A 26,877-nucleotide genomic window follows, 5' to 3' on the forward strand; every position below is an offset into this window, starting at 1 on the left:
ATAACTACATAATAAAAATGAGCATAAATATGAAACAATCGACACGTAGAGCAATGCAGGCTGCTTGTGCCACCATTTTATTTCAGACTGGTGCATACGCAGATATTGAAGTGGTCAATTCGGATGACTGTCCCTCGGACACTACAACAGTAAGCTATTCTGAAGCGCTTAATTATCCTAATGAATTTTGTGATCTTCTCAGTAATGGTGATTTGGTTGGTTTATCAGACGGGTCCTCAATAGAACATCTGGGAAATAATTGCCAATTGACGAGTAATGAAAGTCGCCAATTATCCATGACATTGTGTAAATCCGAACCTTCAGCGCCTCATGTTGTTAGTGGAAGCAGCTGTGCATCTGATGCAAGCCCGGTCACCTATCTTGAGGCTCAAATCTATAAGGATGAGCTGTGTTCCGTCCTGGGGGACTGGGAAATTGCAAATCTTGCCGATAATGCCTCCATGGATGGCAACGGGTATGGGTGTGGTTCACGTAAGAATGAAATCCGTGAGCTGGGCTCAACTCTGTGTAAATCTGATACTCCTCAGGAAAATGTGTCAGCGCCTAAAGTTGCTTACGTAGAAGTTAATAGTAATAACCTGGGCAATGCAGGCTGCTTTACAGAGATCGATGGCAGCCAGTTGTTTGATATAGCTGTGATCTTCGCGGCAAATATTAATTACGATGGTCAGAAAGCTGTACTGCATTTTAATGACCAAGTGTCAGACTTGCTCAATAACAATTTGAGTACAGTACAAGACTTGCAAGACAAGGGTACGAAAGTGGTGCTCAGCGTTCTCGGAAATCACCAAAATGCAGGTTGGTCCTGTTTTGCCGATGAGCAGTCCGCTGATGACTTTGCTCAGCAGCTAAAAGATGCCGTGGATCAGTATGGGTTGGATGGTATTGATATTGATGATGAGTACTCACAGTGCAGCCAAACCTATTCTGACTCCTTGGTAAAAGTGACTAGTGCATTGCGAGAGAAGATGCCTAACAAAATTATTTCTAAAGCACTTTGGAGTGATACCGATGCTTTTCAGGCTGAATGGAATGGGAAGAAACTGGGCGACCAATTAACTTATGGTTGGGAGATGAGCTATTGGTTGGGCTCAAGCTGTACTTCACGAATCCAGAAATATATCAACCTGGGTGTTGATAAGTCTAAGCTAGGTGTTGGAGCCTCCACTGTGATGAATGGTGCATCTACTGCAAGTGCTTTGGCCTCCTGTAATGAAAATAATAACCTTGGTGGTGGCACTATGATATTTAATGTGACTAAAGATTCTAGCAGTTATCTTTCTACAATATGGCCAGGTACTTCAGCGGTTCCTAGTTGCCTTAAGTAGTTAAAAATTCCCCGTGGAATCTTGTGTGACTTGCTGAAGCGGGGATGTGCTAAAGCTAACTAATCAGTACAGGCAGGAATGTCTGTATTATTACTGTTTTTATGGGGATATCCTATACAGCTATGGGCGATAAGTGGTGTGGATATATTTGTTTAGCTTAATATGCTTCAGGGTGGTTTGAAGCCACCCAGAAGAAAAGCTTTATAATAGTTTTTCTAAGGGTATACCTGTTTCCTTTTCAATCACTTTATATTCCTCTTTAAGAAACTCTAGGAACTGTGTTAGCTGTAAGTGATGCTCCTCATAGTCTGTCTTGTCGCCTATGGTCTCACTTCTTAAAAGGCTTTCTTGATACAAAACGGCATCTCTAACAGCAGAAATTAGTAGTGGTGCCCAGGTATTAGGTACTTCCATTATATAGCTTCCTTAATTAAGGATTTTTCTAGTATTTTTAACTTACTCTTAAATTGATTCAGAGGCATGTCGTATGCTGGGGCTATCGTATAGTGTGTTGCCTCAAATCTGGTGTTATATTCATCTTTTACAATTGCAATACCTTCTGGCAAAACTGTCCCTGTAGGAATTTTGTAGTACTCCCAGTTTTTGCCTTTTGGTAATCCTGGTTTATCAAAAGTGCTGAGTCCCCTGGGGCGATCCTTTATGCAAACCCACTCTGTCCCATCGCGGTATTCTATGGTGATATCTGCTGGTCTAGGACGTCCGTTAGACAGAATGAAACCTTTTTCTATAAAGTCGAAGACACCTTGGTCTGATTTTTTGTTCAGAGCTCTCCATAGATCTATGGGTGTTTGACCGTCAGAGTAAGAGTCTGCTTTTCCCTTCGCAATTAATATTTCTTTTAAAACTTTAATGGTCACTTTCACCTCCGATGTTGAAAGCTTGGGACGATTAGAAAGTTTGGCTAAATTTTTTCCAAAACGTTCTAATACCGTTTCTTTGTTGTTAGGCGCCGCCTATGTGAGGATTTTTAACTAAGTTAACGCAGAATAATATTGTTGAAAGGTGATGGTTGCAAATACGTAGCTATACAGGAAGTGAGAGTTTGTGCCAGTTCGATAAAAGTATTGTGGGTCGAATAAAAAAGCGGGCATTAAGCCCGCTTTTAAATCCACCTGTGAGAGTGTTAGATCTTACTCAGCGTAGCTCTCAATCGGAGGGCAGGAACAAATCAGGTTGCGGTCGCCGTATACGTTGTCGATACGGTTAGCGGCGGGCCACACCTTATGCTCTTTTAACCACGCCGCCGGGCGCGCAGCGATATCGCGGGAGTAGCTGTGTGTCCACTCATCGCTCATCACGTCCTCAAGGGTGTGGGGAGCGTTGTGCAGCGGGTTGTCTTCAGGGGTGTATTTACCGCTGGTGACATCTTCCACTTCTTGGCGAATTGTTGCCATAGCCTCGATAAAGCGATCCAGTTCACCCTTGGATTCACTTTCGGTAGGCTCGATCATCAGGGTGCCGGCTACGGGGAAGGACATGGTGGGGGAGTGGAAGCCAAAGTCCATCAAACGCTTGGCGATATCCTCTTCAGTGATACCGCTGGCCTCCTTGAGGGGGCGCAGGTCAACCAGGCACTCGTGGGCAACAAAGCCATTGGTGCCGGTGTAGAGTAGAGAGTAGTGCTCACCCAGCTTCTTGGCTACGTAGTTGGCGTTCAGGATTGCCATTTCGGTAGCCTGCTTCATGCCCTGCTTACCCATCATACGGATATACATCCAGCTGATCGGCAGGATGCTGGCGGAGCCCCAAGGAGCGGCGGATATGGTGCCATTATCCAGCTTGGTTTCCGGTACTTCAGTCACCGGGTGGGCCGCCAGGTAGGGCTTCAGATGCTCGCCAACAGCGATCGGACCCATACCGGGGCCGCCGCCACCGTGAGGAATACAGAAAGTTTTGTGCAGGTTCAGGTGGGATACGTCACCACCGAACTGGCCCGGAGCGGCGACGCCGATCAGGGCGTTCATGTTGGCGCCATCAATATAAACTTGGCCGCCAGCCTGGTGAACCAGATCGCAAACTTCGCGGATACCTTCTTCGAACACCCCGTGGGTGGACGGGTAGGTGACCATCAGTGCGGCAACGCGGTCGCCGTGTTCTTCGATTTTGGCTTTCAGGTCTTCGATATCCACATTGCCTTTATCATCACAGGCAACCACAACCACTTTCATACTCACCATCATGGCGGATGCTGGGTTGGTGCCGTGGGCAGAGGCGGGAATCAGGCAGATATCGCGCTGGGTTTCGCCCTTCGCTTCGAAGTACTTCTTGATGGCAACCAAGCCTGCGTATTCGCCTTGGGAGCCGGCATTGGGTTGCAGGCTAACGGCATCGTAACCGGTACAGGCGGACAGCATCTGCTGGAGCTGGCGGAACATTTCCGCGTAGCCTTCCGCTTGATCTACGGGTGCGAAGGGGTGCAGCTTGCCGAACTCGGGCCAGGTGACCGGGATCATCTCGGCGGTGGCGTTCAGCTTCATGGTGCAGGAGCCCAGGGGAATCATGGAGTGATTCAGGGCGATATCCTTGGCTTCCAGAGACTTGAGGTAGCGCAGCATCTCGGTCTCGGAGTGGTAGGTGTTGAACACCGGATGGGTTAGGAATTCAGTATCGCGCACCAGGGAGGCGGGTACACCCAGAGAGCCCTTGCTGGCAATTTCGCTGTCCAGAGTATGCAGATCGATGCTGTGTTCGGTGCCGATAAAGGCATTGAGCAGGTCGGACACATCTTGCAGGGTGGCGGTCTCACTCAGGCTCACACCCAGGGCGTCTTCACCAATTTTACGCAGGTTGATCTCAGCGGCCAGGGCGCGCTGGTAAATTTCTTCCTGCTTGGCGCCAACGGTGACATTTAGGGTATCGAACCAGCTGTCGTGGGCCAGATTGAAGCCTTCCTGCTGCAGGGCGGAAGCGAGAATATCTGCCAGGCGCTGGATGCGGGCAGCGATGGTTTTCAGGCCTTCAGGGCCGTGGTAAATCGCATAGAAAGCGCTCATTACCGCCAACAGGACCTGGGAAGTACAGATGTTGGAGTTGGCTTTCTCGCGGCGAATATGTTGTTCGCGGGTCTGCATAGCCATGCGCAGGGCACGCTTGCCTTTGCTGTCTACGGAAACACCGATAATACGACCCGGTGCGGAGCGTTTGTAAGCTTCGCGGAAGGCGAAGAAACCGGCGTGGGGACCACCGTAGCCCATGGGGATGCCGAAGCGTTGGTTACAGCCAACAACCACGTCTGCGCCCATATCACCCGGTGCCCGGAGGGCTACCAGGCTCATCAGATCAGCGGCCACGGTTACCAGGGCGTTGGCTTCGTGTACTTTGGCAATAATATCAGTTAGGTCACGTACGCGGCCGGTGCTGCCGGGGTATTGCAGCAGGGCACCGAACAGCTCGGCGGGGATATCTTTTTCCACATCGCCTACAACTACTTCGAAGCCGAAGTGCTCGGCGCGGGTCTTAACTACGGCGATGGTTTGCGGGTGGCAGTCCTGGTCTACAAAGTAGACGTTGGATTTGTTGCGTTTGACCTGGCGCTTACACATGGCCATGGCTTCAGCTGCTGCGGTACCTTCATCCAGCATGGAGGCGTTGGCCAATTCCATACCGGTGAGGTCCATAATCATCTGCTGGAAGTTCAGCAGGCCTTCCAGGCGGCCCTGGGCAATTTCCGGTTGGTAAGGGGTATAGGCGGTGTACCAACCCGGATTCTCCAGCACGTTGCGCAGGATCACATTGGGGGTAATGGTGTCGTGGTAACCCATACCAATAAAGGTACGGTAGATCTTGTTGCGCGCCGCGATATCTTTCAGCTCTGCGAGGGCCTCAACTTCATTGATCGCATCGGCCAGATCCAGCTCATCGGTCTTGCGAATGGCTTCGGGCACGGTTTTCTCGATCAGCTCTTCGAGGCTGGCAACTCCAAGGGTTTCCAGCATGGCCTCTACCTGTTTGGCATCGGGGCCAATATGGCGATGGATAAAGGCGTCGTGTTGTTCCAACTGCTGCAGCGATGGTTGGGTCATAAACTTCGTTCCTGTAGTCGCAGGGAGTCGTCGCGGTGCGCTCGCGGTTAAAAATAGCACCTGGCCTCAGTACCGCTTTTCCTGTGGAAAGCCTCGGGCCTCCGCGTTGCGGATAGGCGAGGGTAACGCTTGGGAAAATCGGTTTGCAGGCAGCCCCAGTGTCGCAATACGGAACCAAAGGGGAAGCCGGGCCATAGCGGCAGGCGCGCATCTTAGCAATCGGGGCGAGTAGGGGCAATCTGCGGGATTTGAGCGAGGAAACTGCTAAATTTGGGCCCAAAAAGTGGGTTAAATCCTGTGAATTTTGGGTTGGTGAGATTTTCTTCTACGCATGGCTGAGCAGATTTGATGGTTGGCTATTTTCCTTACAGGCCGCTAACTGTTAATGGAATGCTGTTCATCTTCCCCACAATTTCACAAAAGCTCACCATCTTAGCTGCTTCTCCAATTAACTAACACCTTATTGAGAGCGACGTATCTGCCATCAAGAATTGCGATCATGGATATAGCTTATGGAATGAGATCTGCATTAGCTGTCGTTTGACCCGGGTATAGGATCTTTCGATCCACCTAATGAGCTGATGTCTGGAGTGGGATAGCGAAGTGATTAGGATAGAAAGAAGCTTCGACGAAATAATTATTCTTGAGGGTATCAATTGCTCCCCTGCAAGTAGGCTATCCCCCCGAAGGGGGATGGGACTAGAGGCTAACCGTGCTCTATTATTTGCTTGTCTTTATCTATGATCGTAGGGTTAAATTCTGAACTCAGGAATATACTACTACCACAAAGCCCCATGGCTGCTAACAATAACCAAGTATTGTTCAGTCCTATTTCAGCTGCGCCAAAACCACAAACTAGTGAACCGATGACACCACCAAAGCGAGTCGTTAATGAAAAAATGGAGTCAACAGTTGATCTGACCTCGTCCTTGACTGCTTGATGTTGTAACTGAGCGGAGGCAGAAAGACCCAGGCCGATGCTAAAATTAAACAATAAGAATAAACTTACAAACAGTAATAGATCTCCAGATAAAGCCAGCAACATCACCAGAGATAATTTTATCAGGCTGGCTACCAAAAGTACTTTTCCCAATTGCTGATTAAAAAATTGAGCCATCCAGGTAGTGATTTTCGCTGACAAACTGCCTAGTAACATAATTAATGCCATTAATAGCCCATACAGCCAACCTACGGGCATATCGCCCGATAAGGCCTCTAAGCGAACTGGCCAATATTTTTCGACAGCACTAGCTATTGGAGTCAATAAAATAACAGCCAACAATAAGCGCCATAGTGATGGTGAATAGCAGGCTTTAATACCTAAACTGAGTTGGCTAGGGATTTGGCGGATATTTGAAAGTCGAAAACGATCAAATACACGATTTTCTCTGATTTTTATCTCGGTAAAGGCAAATAAGAGTAAGCTGCTAAACAGGGATAAAGCTAAAAGTCCCCGATATAAGTCCAGGTCATAATGCCCGAAATACTCCCCGCCTCCTACTACTAGGGCGCAGCTCATTGCACCAAGAGCCCCAATGAGTCCGGCACGAGTCGCGATATGTGAAAAACCCTCTTGCAGGCTCATTGTACCCTCGGCTTGGTTAAAGCACTCTACAAACCAGGCATTTAAAGAGCCAGAAAATAATGCCTGACTAGCTCCCCATAAAAACATTGCCAGTAAAGCTCCATAAAAGCTTTGCCAAACCAATAGCACTAGGTAACAAGCCATAGACATCGTCAGGGAAATTAGATATACCTTTTTTCTCCCGATCTGATCCGCCAAGCTACCGGTAGGTAGTTCAAAAAGCATGACTGACAACCCCATGACTGCCAGTATTATTCCCAGCTGTGGCATAGACAGGCCCATAGCTAAAAAAAAAGGTGTTAATATCGGTAAAACTAAGTAGGTGGAGAAAAATCCCCACCCCATTTGAAATCCGTATAAGCGGATTAATTCTTGTCGTTCCATAAATCCTTCCTGGGAAGTCCCTAAAAAATACCCAATTCCTCAAAAGTTCTATCGTAAATATGTAGATGTAAATTTTTTCTTGATAAAATATATTCAAGGAATGTAGGTGTATAAGGGAATAAGTCAGAATCTACCTCAATTCAACTGTAATTTTGAGCATTAACAAAGCTAAATCTTAGTTTTCAGCGGATCTTCATTTAACTATAAATTACTTCGCTATGAGTTTCAGTCTCTAGATAATTATCGTAGCTGGAGGAAAATTTAAGGTTGATTACGTTGGCCATAGTATTCAGTGTTTCATCTTCTATCATGATTCGCTCATGTTTTGCATCTATGGCAATATAATCGCAATTTAACAATAAACTTTCGAAACCATTTTTTGGTGTTGAGAAGCCCTTGTTGAACAATTCTTGAATGTCAACATAGTCATTGATCACAGCAAGGATTTGTGTTGGGGTTGCCTCATCAGAGACACTACTGCCTTCAAAGAAAACTACTGGTCCACTATAGGGCTGAAGTGATTTGACATATTCGGCATAGAAAAGAAAAGTATCAACCATTTCAGCTTCAAAACGCCCACATTTAGGTAGCCTCGGATCCTGTTTTATGGTGTCAATCAGATTTTGCTCTATAGTGATCACCACGGGATCGATTAAAAATAGCAACTCGACCCTCTCGCCCAAAGCTTTCAGTTTTTGGGCGATACCAAGGGAAACCATAGCACCTTCGCAGTAGCCACCCAGCAAATAGGGCCCACTTGCCTGTTTCTTACGTATCACAGCAAAATAATAGTCAATCAAATAATTCAGTCTTATTTGCCGGCCACTGTACACCTGGATATTTTCCAGCAAGTGGACCGGTCGGTTGATGTCCAGTTTTTCCACCAGTGGAGTAAAAGTTTCAGGGCCTGCTGCTGCTGGAATTAGGAATAAACCGGTTTTGTTACTGGCTTCGTTAAAGGTCATAAATTTATTGAATTCATTATAACCAGTCAAAAAGTTAACAATTTCATCCCCGGTGCAGGATGAAAAATCAGGCATGGGTTCTGCTTTGATACTTTCAGCCAAGCCCCTGATAGTGGGTTGTTCATTGAGTAGTTTAGGTGAAACTCGGATATTGTTGCGACTACAATGATGGTAAACTTTAAGTAACAGTATTGAGTCCCCTCCCAATTCAAAGAAGCTGTCTAGTACTCCGACAGTATCTATACCCAATACCCTTTGCCAAATCAGGCACAACTCCTGCTCCAGTTCATTTTCTGGCGCAACATATTCAACCTTGCTAGTAAATTCTGGATAGGGCAGGGCCACGCGATTTAATTTTCCGTTTATTGTTAACGGCAATGTATCCAGGAAGGTAAAGGTGGAAGGCACCATATAATCAGGCAGGAACTCAGAAACAAAAGCTTTTAACTCGCTAGGATCTGCACTTTTCTTTTCACTGAGAACGACATAGGCGGCAAGGTACTTATTCTTTCCTTGTATCCTGTCAATTACCGCTACCTGCTGTACTTGAGGATGTTGGGCTAGGGCAGCTTCAATTTCACCCAGTTCAATACGATAACCTCGAATTTTTACCTGGGCATCATTTCGTCCAAGATACTCAAGTTCACCGTTAGGCAGCCAGCGGACTAAATCTCCAGTTTTATACAGCCGGTTTTTGATGTTTCCCCCTGATGCAACAAAAGGGTTCTCAATAAATCTCTCAGCTGTAAGTTCGGGCCTGTTAAGGTACCCCCTGGCCAACCCTGATCCGCCTACATATAGCTCCCCCGGAGCACCGATCGGTAAAGGTATTAATTTACTATTGAGTACATATGCCTTCATATCCCTTAATGGCCGACCGATATTGGAGCAAGCCGTATCATCGTTGGCTGTTAACTCTTTATAGGTCACGTGCACGGTCGTCTCTGTAATACCATACATATTTACCAGTTGAGTTGATTTATTACCATAGGTATCCCACCAACCTTTAAGCTGTTCAATATTTAGCTTATCCCCTCCAAAAATCACTAATCGAAGTGCTTCAAGACTTTCTCCGGTGATCCTTAATGTATCAACTAGTGCATAAAAGGCAGCTGGTGTTTGGTTTAACACTGTCACTTGCTCTTGCTGACACAAACGAACAAAGGTGGGTAGATCTTTTGTGATTTCTGTCGTTGGGATTACAAGTTTTCCACCTGTAGTCAAAGCGCCCCAAAGTTCCCAAACACTGAAATCGAAGGTATAAGCGTGGTAAAGTACCCAGGCATCGCTATCATTGAATCCGAAATCGGCCTGGGTGACCTGTAATAAACGCATCACATTTTCATGAGTTTGTAACACCCCTTTAGGTTTGCCTGTTGTGCCAGAGGTATAAATCACATAAGCCAGATCCTGAGGTTTAACAGCGCTTAAAGGCGCTCGTCTGTCGCTAGTAGCTTGAGGTCCTAAGGTGTCTGCATATACCAATTTGGGTATCAGCTCCAGTTCGCCAGAGAAAGCAGTAAAAGTGTGAGCATATTTTTTTGTCGTTATGACCAAGGAGAGTTTAGTGTCTTGTAGAATATACAAGCTTCGACTCTTGGGGTAGTCTGGAGAAATAGGCACATAAGTACCGCCAGCCTTGAGAATAGCTAAAATACTAATTACCATTTCCAGGCTGCGATCAAGGAAAATGCCAATCAAAGTATCCGGTTCAAGTTGTTTTCCCTGTGCTGATAGATAATCAGCTTGTAGCTTTAGTGCCAGTTGGTTGGCTCTATTGTTTAGCTGTTGATAACTGAGGGTTTGTTGCTTAAATGATATTGCTGGTTTGTCGGCAAAGGTCTTAACTCGCTCTTCAAATAGTTGATGAAGACATAAGCTCAGAGATGAACTTTGTGTGGTTTTGACCCAGTCATTTAGTAAAATTTGCCTCTCCTGCTGACAAGCCAAATCCATATAAGCAATAGGCTGATGTACATCGAAAACCATTTGAGCCAATATTCTTTGATATAAATCAGCGAATCGCTTGATTGTCTGCTGATCAAATAAGCTGGTAGCAAAATTAAAGACGCCGTTAAGTTCGGGTTCCGAGTCATTAATATATAAACTCAAATCAAATTTGGCTGGAGAATACTCTTGATGGTGTTGAATATCTTCCAGTGATTCTTTGTTAACAAGATCTTGTTGATTTAGGTCGTTTAAGGATTGCTGGGTGAAAGGGGGGGTTTTACTTTTTTCTACATTCAGCTGGACGCTTTCCAGACTAAACAGGACTTGAAATAAAGGGTGGCGGGAGGGGTCTCGTTCCACTTTCAGCAATTTAACCAAACGCTCAAAGGGGAGCTCCTGGTAAACTTTGGCTGCCAGGACCAATTGATGAACTTTATCTATCCATTGTGCAATTGAAAAGCTCTCGTCTATTTCCCCCCTCAACGCTAACAAATTAACAAAAAAACCTATAACACTTTGGGTTTGTACATGGTGACGATTTTCTGACGGCGTACCGATAACCAGGTCTTTCTGGCCGCTTAACGTCGAGAGCAATAAATAAAAACCACTGAGCATTAAACAATACAGAGTCGTCTTCCGATCACGGGCCAATAATCTTAATTGTTGTGACAGATGTGTATCTAATGAAAAATTGAATACCTGACCACGATAATCTTGCTGGGGCGGACGCGGTCTATCTGTGAATAAGTGTAACGAGCTGTATCCACCCAATTGCTCTAGCCAGTAATTCTCAAGGTTTCGTAGTTCTTCTCCCTGTAAAAATACTTTTTGCCATACGGCATAATCACTATAGCAAATGTCTATCTGAGCAAGGTCAGGTGTCTGCCCAAGACAATAGGATGAATAGGCTTGAGATAATTCGGTGAAGAAAATTTGTGCTGACCAGCCGTCAAATGCAATATGATGCCAAACAAAAAGAACAAACACTCCTTGGGGAGAATCAAATCGAATAACCCTTAACGGTGTTTTTTCGCTTAAATCAAAGTTCTGCTCTATGGCTTCTTGTATCCCATTTAACAGATCAGTATTGTTATTTTTTGATAGACAACGAATAGTTAAAGGGCTATTAAGGACTTGCTGGTAAGTATCACCATTTTCATGAAGGCGATAAACGGTGTTTAGTATTGGATGGCGCCTAACCATATACTGAATAGCATCTACTAAAGCGGGATAGTTAACATCATCAGATAGTCGAATCAGATGTGGGATATGATAGGCATTACTTCCTTGCTGCCACTGATGAATAAATAATAACCTCTCCTGGGCAAAACTAAGTTCAGATTTCTCTTCGGGTGCAGAAAATATTATCCTATTGATGAAGTCACTTTTACTGTAAATGTGATTAAATTTTAACAAGCGGATTAATGATGACTTGTGTTCTTTGATTGACTCTAATAGATCGCTGTCTGACAAATCTTTTTTACTACTCAGGCGTAGCTGTTCTCCATCCAGCCAGATTGCGACTTGATTGTTTTTTATTTTGCTGATTAATTGATTCATTTTATTATCCCTATAAGACCATCTCAAATTCTTGAGTGTCATCCTGATTTGATACTGCGTCTTGCTGTAACGAAGTACTTAATTTTTCAATTGTTTGATTTGCAAATAACATTGCTAGTGGGATATCTATACCAATTATCTGGCGACTTTTGGCCCCAAGACTGATGGCTTTGATTGAATCTCCTCCGATACTGAAGTAGTTATCGCGGATACCAACCTGGTCCAATCCCAGGACCTGTTGCCAAACTTCGCACAATTGGCGTTCAAGTTGCGTACGTGGAGCCAGATAATCACTCTGGGAAACAAGCTTGGGAGTTGGCAAGGCCTTTTTATCCAGTTTGCCGCTTAAATTAAGTGGTACTTTATCAATCCAGTTAAAGCTTGCAGGAATCATATACTCGGGCAATACAGACACTAATGTTGCTTTTAATATATCAAGATCTTTGGAGTCCTCGGAATCTGGGACTAAATAGGCTGCCAAGTATTTTTGACCTTGATATTCGTGATCTGTCACTATCGCTTGCTTTACTCCATCCAGGTCATTTAAAGCCGCTTCGACTTCACCTAACTCAATACGGAAACCTCTAATTTTCACTTGCAAGTCATTGCGACCGATATAATCCAGCTCACCGCTGGGTAACCACCTGACCAGATCGCCAGTTTTGTAAAATTTGGTATAACCTCTGGCTTTATCTTCCTCACTGGCAAAGGGGTTTTCTATAAAGCGCTCTGCTGTCAGTTGAGGTTGATTCAAGTAACCCCGGGCAAGGCCGGCTCCGCTTATATGCAACTCACCAATAGCCCCTATTCCTAATAACTGACCTGATTTATCGAGGACATAGCTTTTGTTATTGGCGATGGCCTTGCCTATGGGGATCTGGTTGTCTTCTGATTGAGGTGGACAATGATATTGATGGCTACTGATAGTCGTTTCTGTAGGTCCGTAGACATTAATGAGTTTATCCCCCAAATCACTGGCTAGCTTGGTTGAGGTCACTTCGCCACCCGAGATGACTCGCTTCAAGCCATGCTTTTCCCCAAGTTCCAATGCCAGAAGGAGACTAGATGGTGCATCCAGGTGAGTAATGGACTCTTGCTCAATTAGCCGCTCCAGACGGCTAAAAGACTGGATGTCGGCATCACCGGTAATTACTAGCCGAGAACCACTAAGTAATGCTATAAATATCTGCTCTATCGATGCATCAAAAGTGTAGTTAGCCAGTAATAATAAATTTTCATCAGAAGAAACTTGATACGTTTCTAGGTTATGTTGCATCAAATTAACGCAACTGTGATGCTCAATCATCACACCTTTAGGTGTGCCAGTGGTACCGGATGTATAAATCACATAAGCCAGATCGGATATTGATGTCAGCGCAGGTAAATTATCCCCACTTATTGCTTCATTCAAAAGTAACTCTTGGGTTACACACACTATGGATTCTTGATGTTCAATACCGACGATTTTCCGGAGTTTATCTTCGTTACTCTCTCCCGTTAAGATCATCGGACATTGACTGTCAGCTAAGATATAACACAGGCGCTGTTCAGGGTAATCAGGCGAAAGCGGCAAATAAGCTCCACCGGCTTTTAGCACTGCTAAAATAGCAATGACCATATCGATACCGCGCCCAAAATATAATGAAATAAGGGTGTCTGGTACTATCGATTGCCCGTGAGCTGTTTGATACTGTTTTGATAGGATGCGGGCTAGGCGGTTTGCTCTTTCATTAAGTTGACGATAAGTAATCCGTTGCTGTTCAAAGATCAGTGAAATGTGATTTGGCGTTTGCAGGGCTTGCCGTTCAAATAATCCATGTAAGGTTTGTCCCTCAGGGAAATCAATCCTTGTATCATTCCACTTACCTAGGATTAGTTGACGTTCAATTTCACTCACTCGTTCAATCTGATCTAAACACAGCTTCGGCATTGCCAACATACTTGTGAGTAGGTGTTGATACAGGTTGGCGATGCGAATGATGGTCTTTTCATCAAATAAGCTGACTGCATAATTAAAAGTTGCGATAATTTCCTCGCTACCATCATTTAAAAATAGACTTAAATCGAAAATTGCCGGCGAATAAAGAGAAGCTTCTCCATCAAGTTTAGAGGGTAAAAACGGGAAATCGTCATTAACACTTTCTTGCTGAACAAAGCTCTGTACACCGAACATGACTTGGAAGAGTGGATGACGGGAGCTATCACGTTCAACATCAAGTGCCTCGAGCAGGCGTTCAAAAGGCAGTTCCTGGTGCACTTTAGCCTGAGTAACGGTCTGATGCACCTGAGCTATCAAATCCTTTACAGTCATTTTGGTATCGAGAACAGTTCTCAATACTAGAGTGTTAACAAAAAAACCAATCAAGTCTTGCGTTTGGGCATGGTGACGATTATCTGAGGGTGTACCTACAAGGATATCTTCCTGCCCGGACAAGGTTGCGAGGCAAAGATAAAACCCAGTTAGTAATATGGTATATAAAGTAGTGCCTTCAGATCTTGCAAAAGCGCGTAACTGCGCTGATGTATTTCCGTCTAGGACAAAGTGATGGTGCTTACCTCTTTGATCAGCCTTTGGCGGCCGTGGATGATCTAGTGGCAGTACCAAGGATTCGTAACCGGACAACGTTCTTTGCCAGTAATTCAGCAGATTTTCTAGAGTCTCACCTTTGAGATATTCTCGTTGCCAAACAGCATAATCATGATATTGGATTTCCAGCACCGGTAGTGATGCTTGCTGCCTTTCACAAATAGCATGATAGATTTGTGAAAATTCTTTAATAAAAATTCCTGTAGACCAGCCATCAAAAGCAATATGATGCCAAAGGATCAACAAGTACCGTTGTTCGCCTAACTGGTACATATGTAAGCGGACGGCGCTCTCATGGCTTAGATCAAAGGGACGATTATTTTCCCTAATCAGGGCAGTCTTCAATTGGGATTCATCTGTAAGCTGATGCTTGTTTATTACTATCTCCCTGGGCTGGACTTCTTGTAGGGTGACACCATTTTTGTCCGTGTAGTAGATGCTGTTTAGTATAGTGTGACGTCGTACTACCTCGCTTATTGCCCGCTCAATATTATTTAGCGATGCTTGAGGCCTGAGTCTAACTAAGTAGGGAATATGATATGCACTTGCCCCGGAATCAAATTTCTCGATAAAGAATAAACGCTCCTGGGAAAAAGACAGGGGATAAGGGGCGACTTTTGCTGAAGGAATTCTTAGCAGAGGCTTCTCCTCAAGCCCTTTGGAGAGGGCAGCAATATTTTTTTTCTCAAAGAGAGTTGCTAGGGATAGTTCAATACCTAATTCCCTGCGAATGGTAGCTATGAGTTGTACCGCATTGATCGAATGCCCACCGATTCGAAAAAAGTCATCCGCAATACCTACGCGATCAAGTCCCAATATCTGCTGCCAGATCAGGCAGAGATTTTGTTCAAGATTGGTGCGGGGAGGGAGGTAGTTATCATTTATAATCAATTGTGGATTTGGTAACGCGCGATAGTCCAATTTTCCATTAGGGGTTAATGGCAATTTCTCCAACAAAGTATAGCTTTCAGGTACCATGTATCCCGGTAAATTAATAGATAGCATTTGCTTTAGGGTTTCCGGTGAAATTTTCTCTCTTGCCTCTGGTACTATATAAGCAACTAATATTGTATTTTCTTCATGGTGAAAAGTGGTCACTAACGCTTGCTTTACTGCTTCGATTTCATGCAGGGCTGACTCGATTTCTCCTAATTCGATCCGGTAGCCCCGAATTTTAACTTGCTTACCAATGCGCTCAAGGTACTCCAAATTTCCGTCTGGTAACCAGCGCACTAAATCCCCAGTTTTATATAGCCGGTCATGTCCCCTTTCTCTATCTTCATCACTGGCATAAGGGTTATTAATAAAACTCTTAGCTGTCAGCTCTTCTTGATTAAGGTAGCCGCGAGCAATACCTGCACCGCCGATATATAGTTCCCCAGGAGACCCGACAGGTGCCGGTTGGCCATTTTTATCCAAAACATATAATTTTTTATTATGCAATGGGCTGCCAATAGGCAGTTTTCTCATCTTGGTATTTAAGTGACAGGCAGTAGCAAAAACAACCGTTTCAGTCGGCCCATAAACATGTGTAAACGAAATTTCAGGGTGGTCATTAACTAGCTGGTGTAAAGTTCCAGCATCGGCCTTTTCTCCGCCAAATAAAATATTATTTACCTTCAATCCATTTAATAGGCTTTCTTTGGTCAGGACACTCAGTAATGCAGTCGTATAAAAAATGAATCAATATGATGGCTATTTAGATAATCTATTAAACTTATAGGAGACTGGATTACGTTCTGCGTAATGAGATGCATACTGCAGCCATTTAGCACACTGTAAAATAAGTCAAATACGAAACCATCAAAAGCATAGGAAGACAAACTGGCAATATTGGTCACCTTGGAGGCTTCCAAATAACGATTATTGCAAGTAAAAGCTGCTACTGCATTATGTTGCACTAAAACGCCTTTGGGCTTACCTGTTGTCCCTGACGTGTAAATCACATAGGCAAGATGATTGCTACTTGATGTTTCTGGTAAGTTATCGTGATGATATGCGGTGACTTCCTTTTTATCATCAACTACAAGGATTGATGGAGCTTGGTACTTGCCAGCCTGGGATGCGGGTAGTGCCGATAAGCTCTGCTTATCACTCATTACCAGCGAGATTTGTGCATCTTCCAGTATAAATTTAATACGTGCTTGAGGGAGGTCCGGTGCAATTGGCACATAGGCCGCTCCAGCTTTCAGTACCGCCAAAATGGCAACCACCATATCTGCGCTACGTTGAAAACATAATCCTACTAGATCGTCGGGCTCTATTGTCCTCGCTGTGCTGTCTTCATATTTATTTAAAAGTGCACGTGCGAGACGGTTGGACTTTTGATTTAGCTCCCGATAGCTTAGTCGGCATTGCTCAAAAACCAGGGCAATATGATCAGGTGTCCGGCTGACCTGCTGTTCAAATAGACCATGTATAGTGTTTCCGTCGGGGTAATTAACCTGAGTATCATTCCACTGGTACAACATTTTCTGTCGATCAACGGTACTTAGTTTTTCTATTTGTGCTATCGGAAAGTCTGGTCCAGAAAGGAGACCGGAAAGCATCCTTTGGTAAAGACTGGATATATGTGCTATAGATTCTTCATCAAAAAGACTTACCGCATAGTTAAACCCTGCGGTAATTTCATCGCCATAATCATTTAGCGATAAACTTAGATCAAATTTTGCCGGTACATATAAATTGCTTTCATCAATTAATTTTGTAGGAATAAAAGGTAATTTTTCGGCATCACTGATTTCCTGCCTGTTATTCTGTAGACCAAACATTACCTGGAATAAAGGATGGCGAGAATTATCTCGCTCTATCTTCAGTTCTTCAACTAGACGCTCAAATGGGAACTCCTGATGCACCTTAGCCGAAGTTACGACCTGGTGCACTGTGGCTAATAGTTCTTTTATCAACATTTCAGACTTGATTACAACACGCAAAGCCAGGGGGTTAACAAAAAAACCGATCAAATTTTGAGTCTGGGCATGATGACGATTATCTGACGGTGTGCCCACCAAAATATCTTCTTGCCCAGACAGGGTTGTCAGGCATAGGTAGAATCCACTGAGAAGTACCGTATATAGAGAGATTCCTTGATCTTTTGCTAATCTTCGTAACTGTGCTGAGATTTGACTACCTAGAGTGAACCGATGGTATTTACCTCGGTGATCAGCCACTATGGGCCTGGGGTAATCAAGTGGTAAAGCCAAAGATTCATATCCGGACAAACGTTGTTGCCAATACTGTAGCTGCTTCTCTAGCTGCTCTCCTTGCAGATAGTCATGTTGCCAGGCAGCATAATCACGATATTGAATATCCAGTTCGGGTAGGAGAGCTTCTCGTTTTTGACATATAGCTTGGTAAATTTCTGAAAGCTCTTTGATGAAAATCCCGCTAGACCAGCCATCAAAGGCGATGTGGTGCCAGAGTATTAGTAGATAATCTACTTCCCCTAATTGATATATATGAAGTCGAACTGCCCCTTCCTTTTCAAGGTCAAAGGAATGCATACACTCTTTTCTAACTAAGAGCGTTAATTGTTTTTTGTCCGCAGCTTTGTGCATTTGTAAAATGACAGGAGTAGATAGTACCTCTTGCCGACTAATTCCGGTGTTATCGGTATAATAGACACTGTTAAGCACAGTATGTCTACGAATCACAGCGTTTAGCGCTTGTTCAAGCTTATCCAGCGATGTCTTTGGCTTTAGTCGGGTAAGATAAGGTATATGATAGGCACTGCTACCAGATTCAAATTGCTCAATAAATAGAAGTCTTTCCTGAGCAAAAGATAGTGGAAATGCGGTTGCATTTGAGCGCGGGATTGTCAACAGCTTTTGTTTTTCTATTCCCGAAATCAGAGTGGCTATATTTTTTCGTTCGAACAGATCTTCCAGTGAAACTTCTATAGCCAGTTCTCGACGAATAGTAGCGGTTAGCTGAACTGCATTAATTGAATGGCCACCTATACGGAAAAAGTCATCCTTAACGCCTATGTGTTCCAGTCCCAGTACACGTTGCCAGATCTGACACATCTGACTCTCTAGTTCGGTTCGGGGTGCAAGGTAGTTATCCTTAGAAATTAGTTCCGGGGTGGGTAAAGCACGATAGTCTACTTTACCGTTGGTGGTTAGCGGGATCTGATCCAGGTAAGTAAAGCTCTCCGGCAACATATACTCAGGTAAGCTAAGAGCCAATGTGTCCCGTAAGACTTCTGATGAAATATCTTGTGCTAGACAAGGTACTATATAGGCTATTAGCAGGGTACTACCCTGATGATGATAAGTTGTCACCAGTGCCTGTTTTACTGATTCTACGTTGGTGAGCGCAGTTTCAATTTCCCCTAACTCAATTCGGTAACCCCGAATTTTAACCTGCTGTCCTATACGTTCCAGATATTCCAAGTTCCCGTTGGGTAACCAGCGCACCAAATCGCCGGTTTTATATAAGCGATCATACCCCCTGCTTTTATCTTCATTATTGGCAAAAGGGTTATTGATAAAATTCTGTGCTGTCAGTGCTTTCTGGTTGAGATAGCCTCGGGCGACTCCTGCTCCACCGATATATAATTCCCCTGGAGCCCCGATGGGTACCGGACAACCTTTTTTATTAAGTACGTAAGCCTTAACATTATTGATAGGGCGACCTATACATCGATTATTATTTTGCTGATAAAAGTTCAGGCTTTGAATGGCTGTTACCGTAGCTTCAGTTGGTCCGTATTCATTAATAAGCTTGTCTTTCCAAATATTTACCAACTCTGGTGAACAAGGTTCACCGCCAAATACCACTCTTTTTATTTGCTGTTTGTCTTTGATGTCACCTAAAGTCAACAAATGAGAAGGAGATGCTACCAAGTGTGTAACCTGATGTTTGGTTAATAAGCCGATGATTTTTTCCGGTTGTTTTAATATTCCTCTTTCGGGTAATATCAATCTCCCACCATTCAACAGAGCCAAATAAAAGGGCTCAACTGATGCGTCAAAAACATAAGACAACAGCCAAAGTACACGTTCTTGATTGTCAAAATTAAATGCTTCGCTTTGTGCTTTAATTAGATTGACAACGGATTTATGCTCTACCATTACTCCTTTAGGAGTACCGCTTGTGCCTGAGGTATAGATTAGATACGCCAGGTTGTTTCCTTGCGGACCATGACTTAGGTTTTCGATAGAATACGGCGCAGTTTCTACTTGGTTATCTACTGCAAGTAATAAAGGTGGAGTGGGGATTTCTTCGAGTAAAGAGCGGAGTTTATCAAGCTTGAAACTTTGACTTAATACCAGGGCAGATTTACTGTCTTCTAATTGAAATTTCAGACGTTTTTGAGGTGCATCACAGGCAAGGGGAAGGTAAGCTGCGCCGGCTTTTAGCACAGCTAATATCCCTATAACCATTTCCAGGCTTTGTTCAAAATATAAGGCAACGATAGTATCGGGTCTTATCGTATTTCGGTGTTTATCTTGATAGTTATGCTGTATTGCCCTTGCTATTTGATTAGCTTTTTCATTTAACTCTTGGTAAGTTAATTGTTGTTCTTCAAAACTAACCGCGATTGAATCATGATTTATTAGGGCTTGAGTTTCAAATAGATGTGATAAACTTAGCTCATTACCACTATGTGAGCTTGTCTGATTCCAATCAATTAAAACTTTTTGGCGATCTCTATCTGACAAACTATCAAAAGTATTGATAGATCGGGAGGGCTGCTCCAGCATCTGTACTAAAATTTTTTGATAGACTCTACCGATACGAATAATGCTGTCTTCATCAAATAGACTTACGGCATAACTAAATAAACCTTTTATCTGGTTCCCACTGTCATCGAGAGTCAGGCGTAAATCCGCTTTTGCAGGCGAATATAATGGGTTTTGAGGATCTGTTTCTACTCGGGTAAACGGCAATTCATATAGGTTTGTCAAACCAAAACTTTGTACCGTAAACATTACCTGAAACAATGGATGGCGGGACAAATCCCTTTCCACTTCCAGTGTATCAATGAGAGACTCAAATGGTAGATCTTGGTGAGTTTTAGCCGCAGAGACTACCTGATGTACCTGCCTGATTAATTCATCAGCTGTTATATCTGCATTTAACTTTACACGTAGCGCCAGCGAGTTGACAAAAAAGCCAATTACGTCTTGGGTCTGGGCATGATGACGATTATCTGACGGAGTACCTATCAGGATATCTTCTTGCCCTGATAGGCTAGACAGTGTTGCAAAAAAAGCACTGAGGAGGACGGTATATAGAGTAGTTTCCCTTGTTTGGGCATAGTGCCGCAATTTCAGGGATAGTCCAGTCTCTAACGTAAAGTAGGTATTTTTTCCTCGGTAATCCATTTTTTTTGGGCGAGGGCGATCTGTTGGTAAAGCTAAAAGTTCATAACCGCATAAGGTATTATGCCAGAAAGACTTTAGCTTGGAGAGATTTTCTCCATTTAGGTAATCCCTCTGCCATTGGGCGTAATCGCTATATAGGATAGATAGGTCTGGTAAGCGTACTTCCTGACTGTTAAGTAGAGATTGGTAGGTGCTAGATAATTCCCGTAAGAAAATGTCCATTGACCAGCCATCAAACGCAATATGATGCCACATAATTAGCAAATACAGCTTTTTATTGACCTCATAATATTTCAGGCGCATTGGTGGATCTTGTGACAGATCGAAGGGGCGCACTATCTCATCTTTTACCGCCGGTAGTAAATTTTCTTCTGTGCTTAATTGGGTTGTCAAAATTTTAATAGAGTCAGATAATATCTGGCTGATATTCTGGTTGTCAGACTCCATATAGACGGAATTGAGCACAGGATGGCGTATTGCCAAATGTGTAAAAGCACTTTGTAGAATATCTAATTGGGCATCTTGGTCCAGTTGCACTAAATACGGAATGTGATATGCACAGGTTTCAGGCTGTAAGCGCTCAATAAACAATAATCGTTCTTGAGCAAAAGATAGGCGGTATTGTATAAGTTCCTTAAGCTCAGAAAATTTTTCCTGTGAATCAATTTCTCTTCTTTGCAAATAATTAACTAACTGAGACTTTTCTTCTTTCAATCGTGTTAGTAGTTCTTGTGGTATTTCATCAGTGCTACTTGCTAATTTTAGAATATCTCCACTGACCCAAACCGCTAAGCTATTTTTTTTGAGTTCTTTAAGTAAATCCAACATCAATTAAATCTCCATTACAAGCTGATTTATAGTCGTAGGATCATCAGGCAGCTTGGGAATTACTACGCTTTTCTGGTTCTTTAATGCGAGTGCTAATCTGGCAATGGTGCTGTGCTCTAATAGTAGGCGCAATGGAATATCTATCCCGTTCGACTTTCGGCTGACAGCTGTGAGCCTTACTGCATTGATGGAGTTACCGCCGATACGGAAGAAGTTATCCTCTATCCCGACTTTGTCCAGATTCAATACTTCTTGCCAGATTACACATAAATGTCGTTCAAGGTCATTTCTTGGCGCAACATAATTTTGCTGGGTGACCAGTTTTGGATCGGGTAATAGTTTGGGGTCAACTTTGCCATTGATATTAAGGGGAACGGCATCTATTAAATTATATGAATCAGGCACCATATAATTGGGTAGACTCGACTGTAGAAATGACTTTATTGCGTCGAAATCCAGTACTACATCATGTGTTGAAACCAAATAGGCTGCCAAGACTTGATTACCCTTTAACTCCCGTTTAATAACAACTGCCTGTTTTATTTCGGGGTGAGTGCACAAGATGTTTTCGATTTCGCTTGTTTCTATTCGATAACCACGGATTTTTATTTGGCTGTCGTTACGGCCAAAATACTCTAGAGAACCGTCAGGTAACCAGCGGACCAAATCACCAGTTTTATATAATCTATCGTAACCTCTATCGAGATCTTCCTGTGTTGCAAAATAGTTGGGAATAAATCGCTGTTGCGTTAAGGTTTCTCTATTTAAATATCCGCGAGCCAGGCAAGCTCCACCTATATATAATTCGCCAATAACACCAACAGGTGAATAGTGTCCATATTCATTTAATACATAAAGCCTCACATTATCGATTGGTTTTCCTATGTTTATTTGGTCAGGTTTCTCTATTTTTTGCTGTGTCACACATACCGCGGCTTCTGTCGGGCCATATTCATTAAATGTGGGCTCGGCAGGCAATACTGGTAATGGACTTAAATTGTCACCACCTGTGTGAACTAATGTTAATGTGGACTTTCTTAGCTCCTCTGCAATTTCATTGAGCATTACAGTTGGAATAAATGCCTGGTTGATATTATTTTCATTGATATATGAAATTAGCTTTTCACTCTCAACCCGGCATTCATCTGAAGCAATATGGAGCTCCGAGCCAGATAAAAGTGCCGGGAATATTTCAAAAACGCTAGCATCAAAAACATAGTTAGAGAACTGCAATATCCGCTTTTCAGTATCCAATCGATGACTTTTGATCATGTATTGAGCCAGATTTACTACACTTTGATGCTCTATCATCACCCCCTTGGGTTTTCCTGTAGTGCCTGAGGTATAAATCACATATGCCAGGGCTTTGGAGTCGAGTTTGATACAGGGGGCCGTTGGCGATTGAGTGAATAGCAATTCAGGTATATCAACAGAAATAAGTAATGGAACATTTTTTAGTTCTGACAGTTTTTTATCAATCGCAGTAAAGTGATACTGTTGCGTTAGGATAATGGGAGCTTGACTGTCTTCAAGGATAAATTGAGTACGTTGCTCTGGGTATTCTGGAGAGATAGGTAAATAGGCGCCACCAGATTTTAGAACGGCTAATATACTGATCACCATATCCAGGCTACGATCTAAATACAAAGCTACTAGGGTATCTGGCATTAACTCTTGGCCAGTTTGAGCTCGGTGTTGAGAGCGTATAACCTGGGCAAGTTGATTTGCTTTTTTATTGAGTTCCTGATAGCTAATAGTACTATTCTGATACACCAGAGCTGTATTTTGTGGGGTTTTACTCACTTGGGATTCAAATAATTCGACCAAATTACTGGTCGCTGCATATTCAGTATCGGTATTATTCCATCTGGCGAGCTGTTGCTTCAGTTGGGGATCAGATATAATCAAATCTGATATTTTACTGGCTTTCCCGTTCAGGATTTGGGCCATTACTGACTTGAATGAGGTCATCATATTCTGAATAAACCAAGGGGCATGTCGTTCCTGATTGAACTCCCATAGGACAGTAACTGGGTCGTCACTGCCTTCCTGTCCCATCCTCGGGATAACCACAATATTTAAATCGAACTTTGCGGATTTGCTGCCGATGGCTTCGACCAATTGCATCTCTGAGATGCCAGGCAATGTCATTTTCGGTAGGGGAGAATCATGAAAACTAAAGCAGACCTGAAATAACGGATTTAGTCCTTTGATACGGTCAGGATTTACCAAATCAACTACGGTTTCAAATGGAAGTTCCTGATTTCTTTGTATTTCTTGTGTCGTATCAAAACAGGTGTGAATAAAATCATTAATTTCTTGTTTTGAGTTTTGTTTTATTCTTGCAACATTGGTTGCGACCATCATTCCAATAGTGTTTTCTACTCCTTGGTAATTACGGTTCGCAGTACCAGTGCCGACGCAAATATCAGTATCTCCGGAATATTGAGATAATACTAAGTTGACGGCCGCCAGCATAAAGGAAAATGGCGTCACTCCCTGTTTCTGGCAATACGTTTGTATCTCATGCCAAAAATTCCGAGAGATCTTCATTTTTTTAGTGTCTCCTCCCTTTAAATCTCCTGTGGCGGTCTGAGGTAAATTGATTTTAGTTGGGGCATCTTTGAGTTTTTTATACCAGAATAGCTTCTGTTTTTCAGCTGCTTCGCTCGTTAGCCAATTGTTTTGAAAAACAGCAAAGTCGGCGTACTGCCCAACATGATTAAGAGTTGTTTTTTTTCTGCCCTCGAGTCTTTGCTTATAGCAGGAGAATAAATGCTCAAGAAATATATTCGAGGACCAGCCATCATGGACAAGGTGGTATTCAATGTGAATAAGAATATGTTCTTTGTCTGTTAATTTTACTAATCCCCAGCGTACCAAAGGTAGTTGGGTAATGTCGAATACCTGATTCAGTCCTTCTGCTATTAAATAGTCAACTTGCTGTTGAGCCTGTTGATAATTCATGGAACTAAAATCATATCTGGCTATCGCTACTTGGTAGCTTTCATGGATGTATTGGCAGGGTTCCTCCAAAGAATAGGACGTTCGGTAAATCTCATGTGCATCGACTACATCCTGGATAGAGTGAGCAAGAATGTCTGGATCGATTTCACCTTTTAGAATCAACTTACTCTTTGCATGATATGCTCTATTTCCTGGGTTGGATTTTGTCAAAAACCATATGGCTCGCTGCTGTGAGGATAAAGGTGAAATATCCCGATATTTATTATCCCTGGTATTGATACTGAATCTTTGCTGACAGCGAGGTAATTTCTGCCATATATTTTCAGGTGTGCGCTCTGTATAAATTAATTCAACTGGAATATTTACAGATATTTCTCTGGCGAGTTTTGAGCACAATCGAATGGCTGAGATTGAGTCGCCACCAGCTGCAAAGAAGTCTTCTTTCCATGCCAAAGGTAACGCTGTGTATTCATTTATCAAGACTAGAAACGTCGCCTGTTCAGAATTAAGATTCACATCCACCGTCGCAGATGGGTCGTGTGTTGCCATAGATAATAAAATCGACTTATCTATTTTTCCATTCTCTGTCAGCGGAAGCTCAGGTAGAATTAGAAAATGCTCAGGTACCATGTGAAGCGGCAAATGTGCCTTTAGGTGTGATGCGAGCTGTTGTATATCCAACGAGACTTCTCGCTTGAGTACTGCATATGCATGCAACGATTGTTTGTTTCCTGTATCTCTTACAAGTACACATGCCAAGGCAATGCCATTTAGAGTTTTTAGGCAATTTTCAATTTCCGCAAGCTCTATTCGGTGGCCTCGTATTTTTACTTGTGAGTCATTCCTGCCTATAAACTCAAATTCGTCTCCTTGGAGGCGTCTAACTAAATCTCCTGTTTGGTATATTCGTTTATAACCGTCGCGACTAATTTTCGATGGTAATAAACTACCGCTGATAAATTTTTCGGCTGTTAATTCTGGTTTTCTCCAGTAGCCACGGGCAATGCCTGTACCGCCAAGATATAGTTCCCCAATATCTCCGGTGGCCACCTGCTGTAAATTACTATCTAACACCCAGGCTTTGGTATTCTTTAATACTTTGCCGATATTGTTTGCCGAATCCCCATGCGTAAAAAGGTGTGCGGTAGCGCACACAGTAGTCTCTGTTGGTCCATAGGCATTGAAAACCTTGCTTTGCTTGTTGAGCTTTTGCATCATATTAATGGATGGTGCTTCACCGGCAACAACAATGCTTTGTAAGGAGTGAAGTTTTTCTTCGGGTATTAACGCTAATAGTGATGGTGGTAAAGTGGCAAACTGTATTTGATTGTCTCGGATTAAGTTTGCAAGTTTATTGTGGTCTTTACGTTCTTCTTCACTAGCAATATAAATCGTTTGGCCCAAAAATAGACTGGCAAATATCTCGAATACACTGGCATCAAAAACATATGATGCAAACTGTAAAGTGCGTTGAAAATTTTCTAGTGAAAATCTTTCAATTTGCGCCGAAGCGAGGTGAAGGATATTCTGATGAGTGATCATGACCCCCTTAGGGTTGCCCGTTGTTCCTGATGTGTAGAGTACGTAGGCAAGATCATTAAGAGAGTTTTGATTTACTTCATCCAGTGAAGGGCTGCTTTCTCTAGTATCTGTATTGTCAGAAAATAGTAAGATTGGCGGGTTACGATTTGAGTTTAGCCAGCTCGTCAGTTGAAATTTATGATGAGTCTGAGTTACAACCACTTTGGTTTTGGTGTCCTTGAAAATATATAAAGCTCCCTCCCGTGGATACTTTGTAGAGATTGGAACATAGGCAGCACCAGCTTTTATTACTGCCAGCATGGCTATTACCATGTCTAAGCCTCTATCTAAATACAGTGCAACTAAATTTTCTTCTGAATTTTCTTCTTTAGCTAGCGCCTGGCTGATTAGGGCTGAAAGTGATTTTGAGCGCTCATCAAGCTCTTGATAGCTAATACTAATTCCTTGATATACAAGAGCTGTTTTATTTGGATTTATATTGATTTGCTTTTCTAAGCAGCTATAGACGGATAGTGCTTTTGAGTTGAAATTCTCACTTTTGATGTTCGGTGAGTTAACGATTTCATTGATTTCCATCATCAGTTATCCATTTTTATTTTTTTGATTTGTCGTTAATGGTCAGTATTGAAAGTGATAGTTTTGAGTGTTGCCTGGTCTATACTTCTCTTTGGTGACGTTTCATATGTTGCAAATATGACAATTTTGTTATTTGTTCTTTAACTGCGTGGCGCCTTGGCTGGGTGGTTGCTTTTAGATGTTCAAGCTAATAAATCAGATCTTTTGAG

General features: G+C 43.1%; 9 protein-coding genes. 1 reads left to right on the plus strand and 8 read right to left on the minus strand.

From position 1 onward, the window contains the following. The first annotated feature begins 29 nt into the window (after nucleotides 1-29). Nucleotides 30-1,349: a glycosyl hydrolase family 18 protein gene (locus ACJJIE_RS21200; protein WP_444892883.1), complete on the plus strand. Its 1,320-nt coding sequence runs from the start codon at nucleotides 30-32 to the stop codon at nucleotides 1,347-1,349. Nucleotides 1,350-1,550: 201 nt separating this feature from the next. Here ACJJIE_RS21200 and ACJJIE_RS21205 read toward each other — a convergent pair whose 3' ends face one another. The 8 genes from ACJJIE_RS21205 to ACJJIE_RS21240 form a co-directional block, all read right to left on the minus strand. Further along, nucleotides 1,551-1,763 (minus strand): hypothetical protein, encoded by a 213-nt coding sequence (locus ACJJIE_RS21205; RefSeq protein ID WP_282934107.1) that lies wholly within the window; start codon nucleotides 1,761-1,763, stop codon nucleotides 1,551-1,553. Continuing rightward, complete coding sequence (locus ACJJIE_RS21210) at nucleotides 1,763-2,227, minus strand: Tse2 family ADP-ribosyltransferase toxin (protein WP_413664538.1); 465 nt, start codon at nucleotides 2,225-2,227, stop codon at nucleotides 1,763-1,765. The genes ACJJIE_RS21205 and ACJJIE_RS21210 overlap by 1 nt, the downstream gene beginning before the upstream one ends. 273 nt (nucleotides 2,228-2,500) lie before the next feature. After that, entirely contained in the window at nucleotides 2,501-5,392 is a 2,892-nt protein-coding gene (gene gcvP, locus ACJJIE_RS21215) for an aminomethyl-transferring glycine dehydrogenase (RefSeq protein ID WP_282934105.1), read from the minus strand. A 706-nt stretch (nucleotides 5,393-6,098) separates the two neighbouring features. Next, a complete protein-coding gene (locus ACJJIE_RS21220; protein ID WP_444892884.1) occupies nucleotides 6,099-7,361 on the minus strand; it encodes an MFS transporter in 1,263 nt (420 codons plus the stop codon). 197 nt (nucleotides 7,362-7,558) lie between these two features. Continuing rightward, nucleotides 7,559-11,836: a non-ribosomal peptide synthetase gene (locus ACJJIE_RS21225; RefSeq protein WP_444892885.1), complete on the minus strand. Its 4,278-nt coding sequence runs from the start codon at nucleotides 11,834-11,836 to the stop codon at nucleotides 7,559-7,561. Between the two features lie 10 nt (nucleotides 11,837-11,846). After that, nucleotides 11,847-16,046, minus strand: coding sequence for a non-ribosomal peptide synthetase (locus ACJJIE_RS21230; protein WP_444892886.1), 4,200 nt, complete (start codon nucleotides 16,044-16,046; stop codon nucleotides 11,847-11,849). 32 nt (nucleotides 16,047-16,078) lie between these two features. Beyond that, the gene (locus ACJJIE_RS21235; protein WP_444892887.1) at nucleotides 16,079-21,583 is read right to left on the minus strand and encodes a non-ribosomal peptide synthetase; all 5,505 of its coding nucleotides are present in this window, start codon (nucleotides 21,581-21,583) and stop codon (nucleotides 16,079-16,081) included. Between the two features lie 3 nt (nucleotides 21,584-21,586). Further along, nucleotides 21,587-26,671 (minus strand): non-ribosomal peptide synthetase, encoded by a 5,085-nt coding sequence (locus ACJJIE_RS21240; RefSeq protein ID WP_444892888.1) that lies wholly within the window; start codon nucleotides 26,669-26,671, stop codon nucleotides 21,587-21,589. Nucleotides 26,672-26,877: the final 206 nt, after the last annotated feature.

The organism is Microbulbifer maximicatervae (SeqCode) (assembly GCF_052467325.1).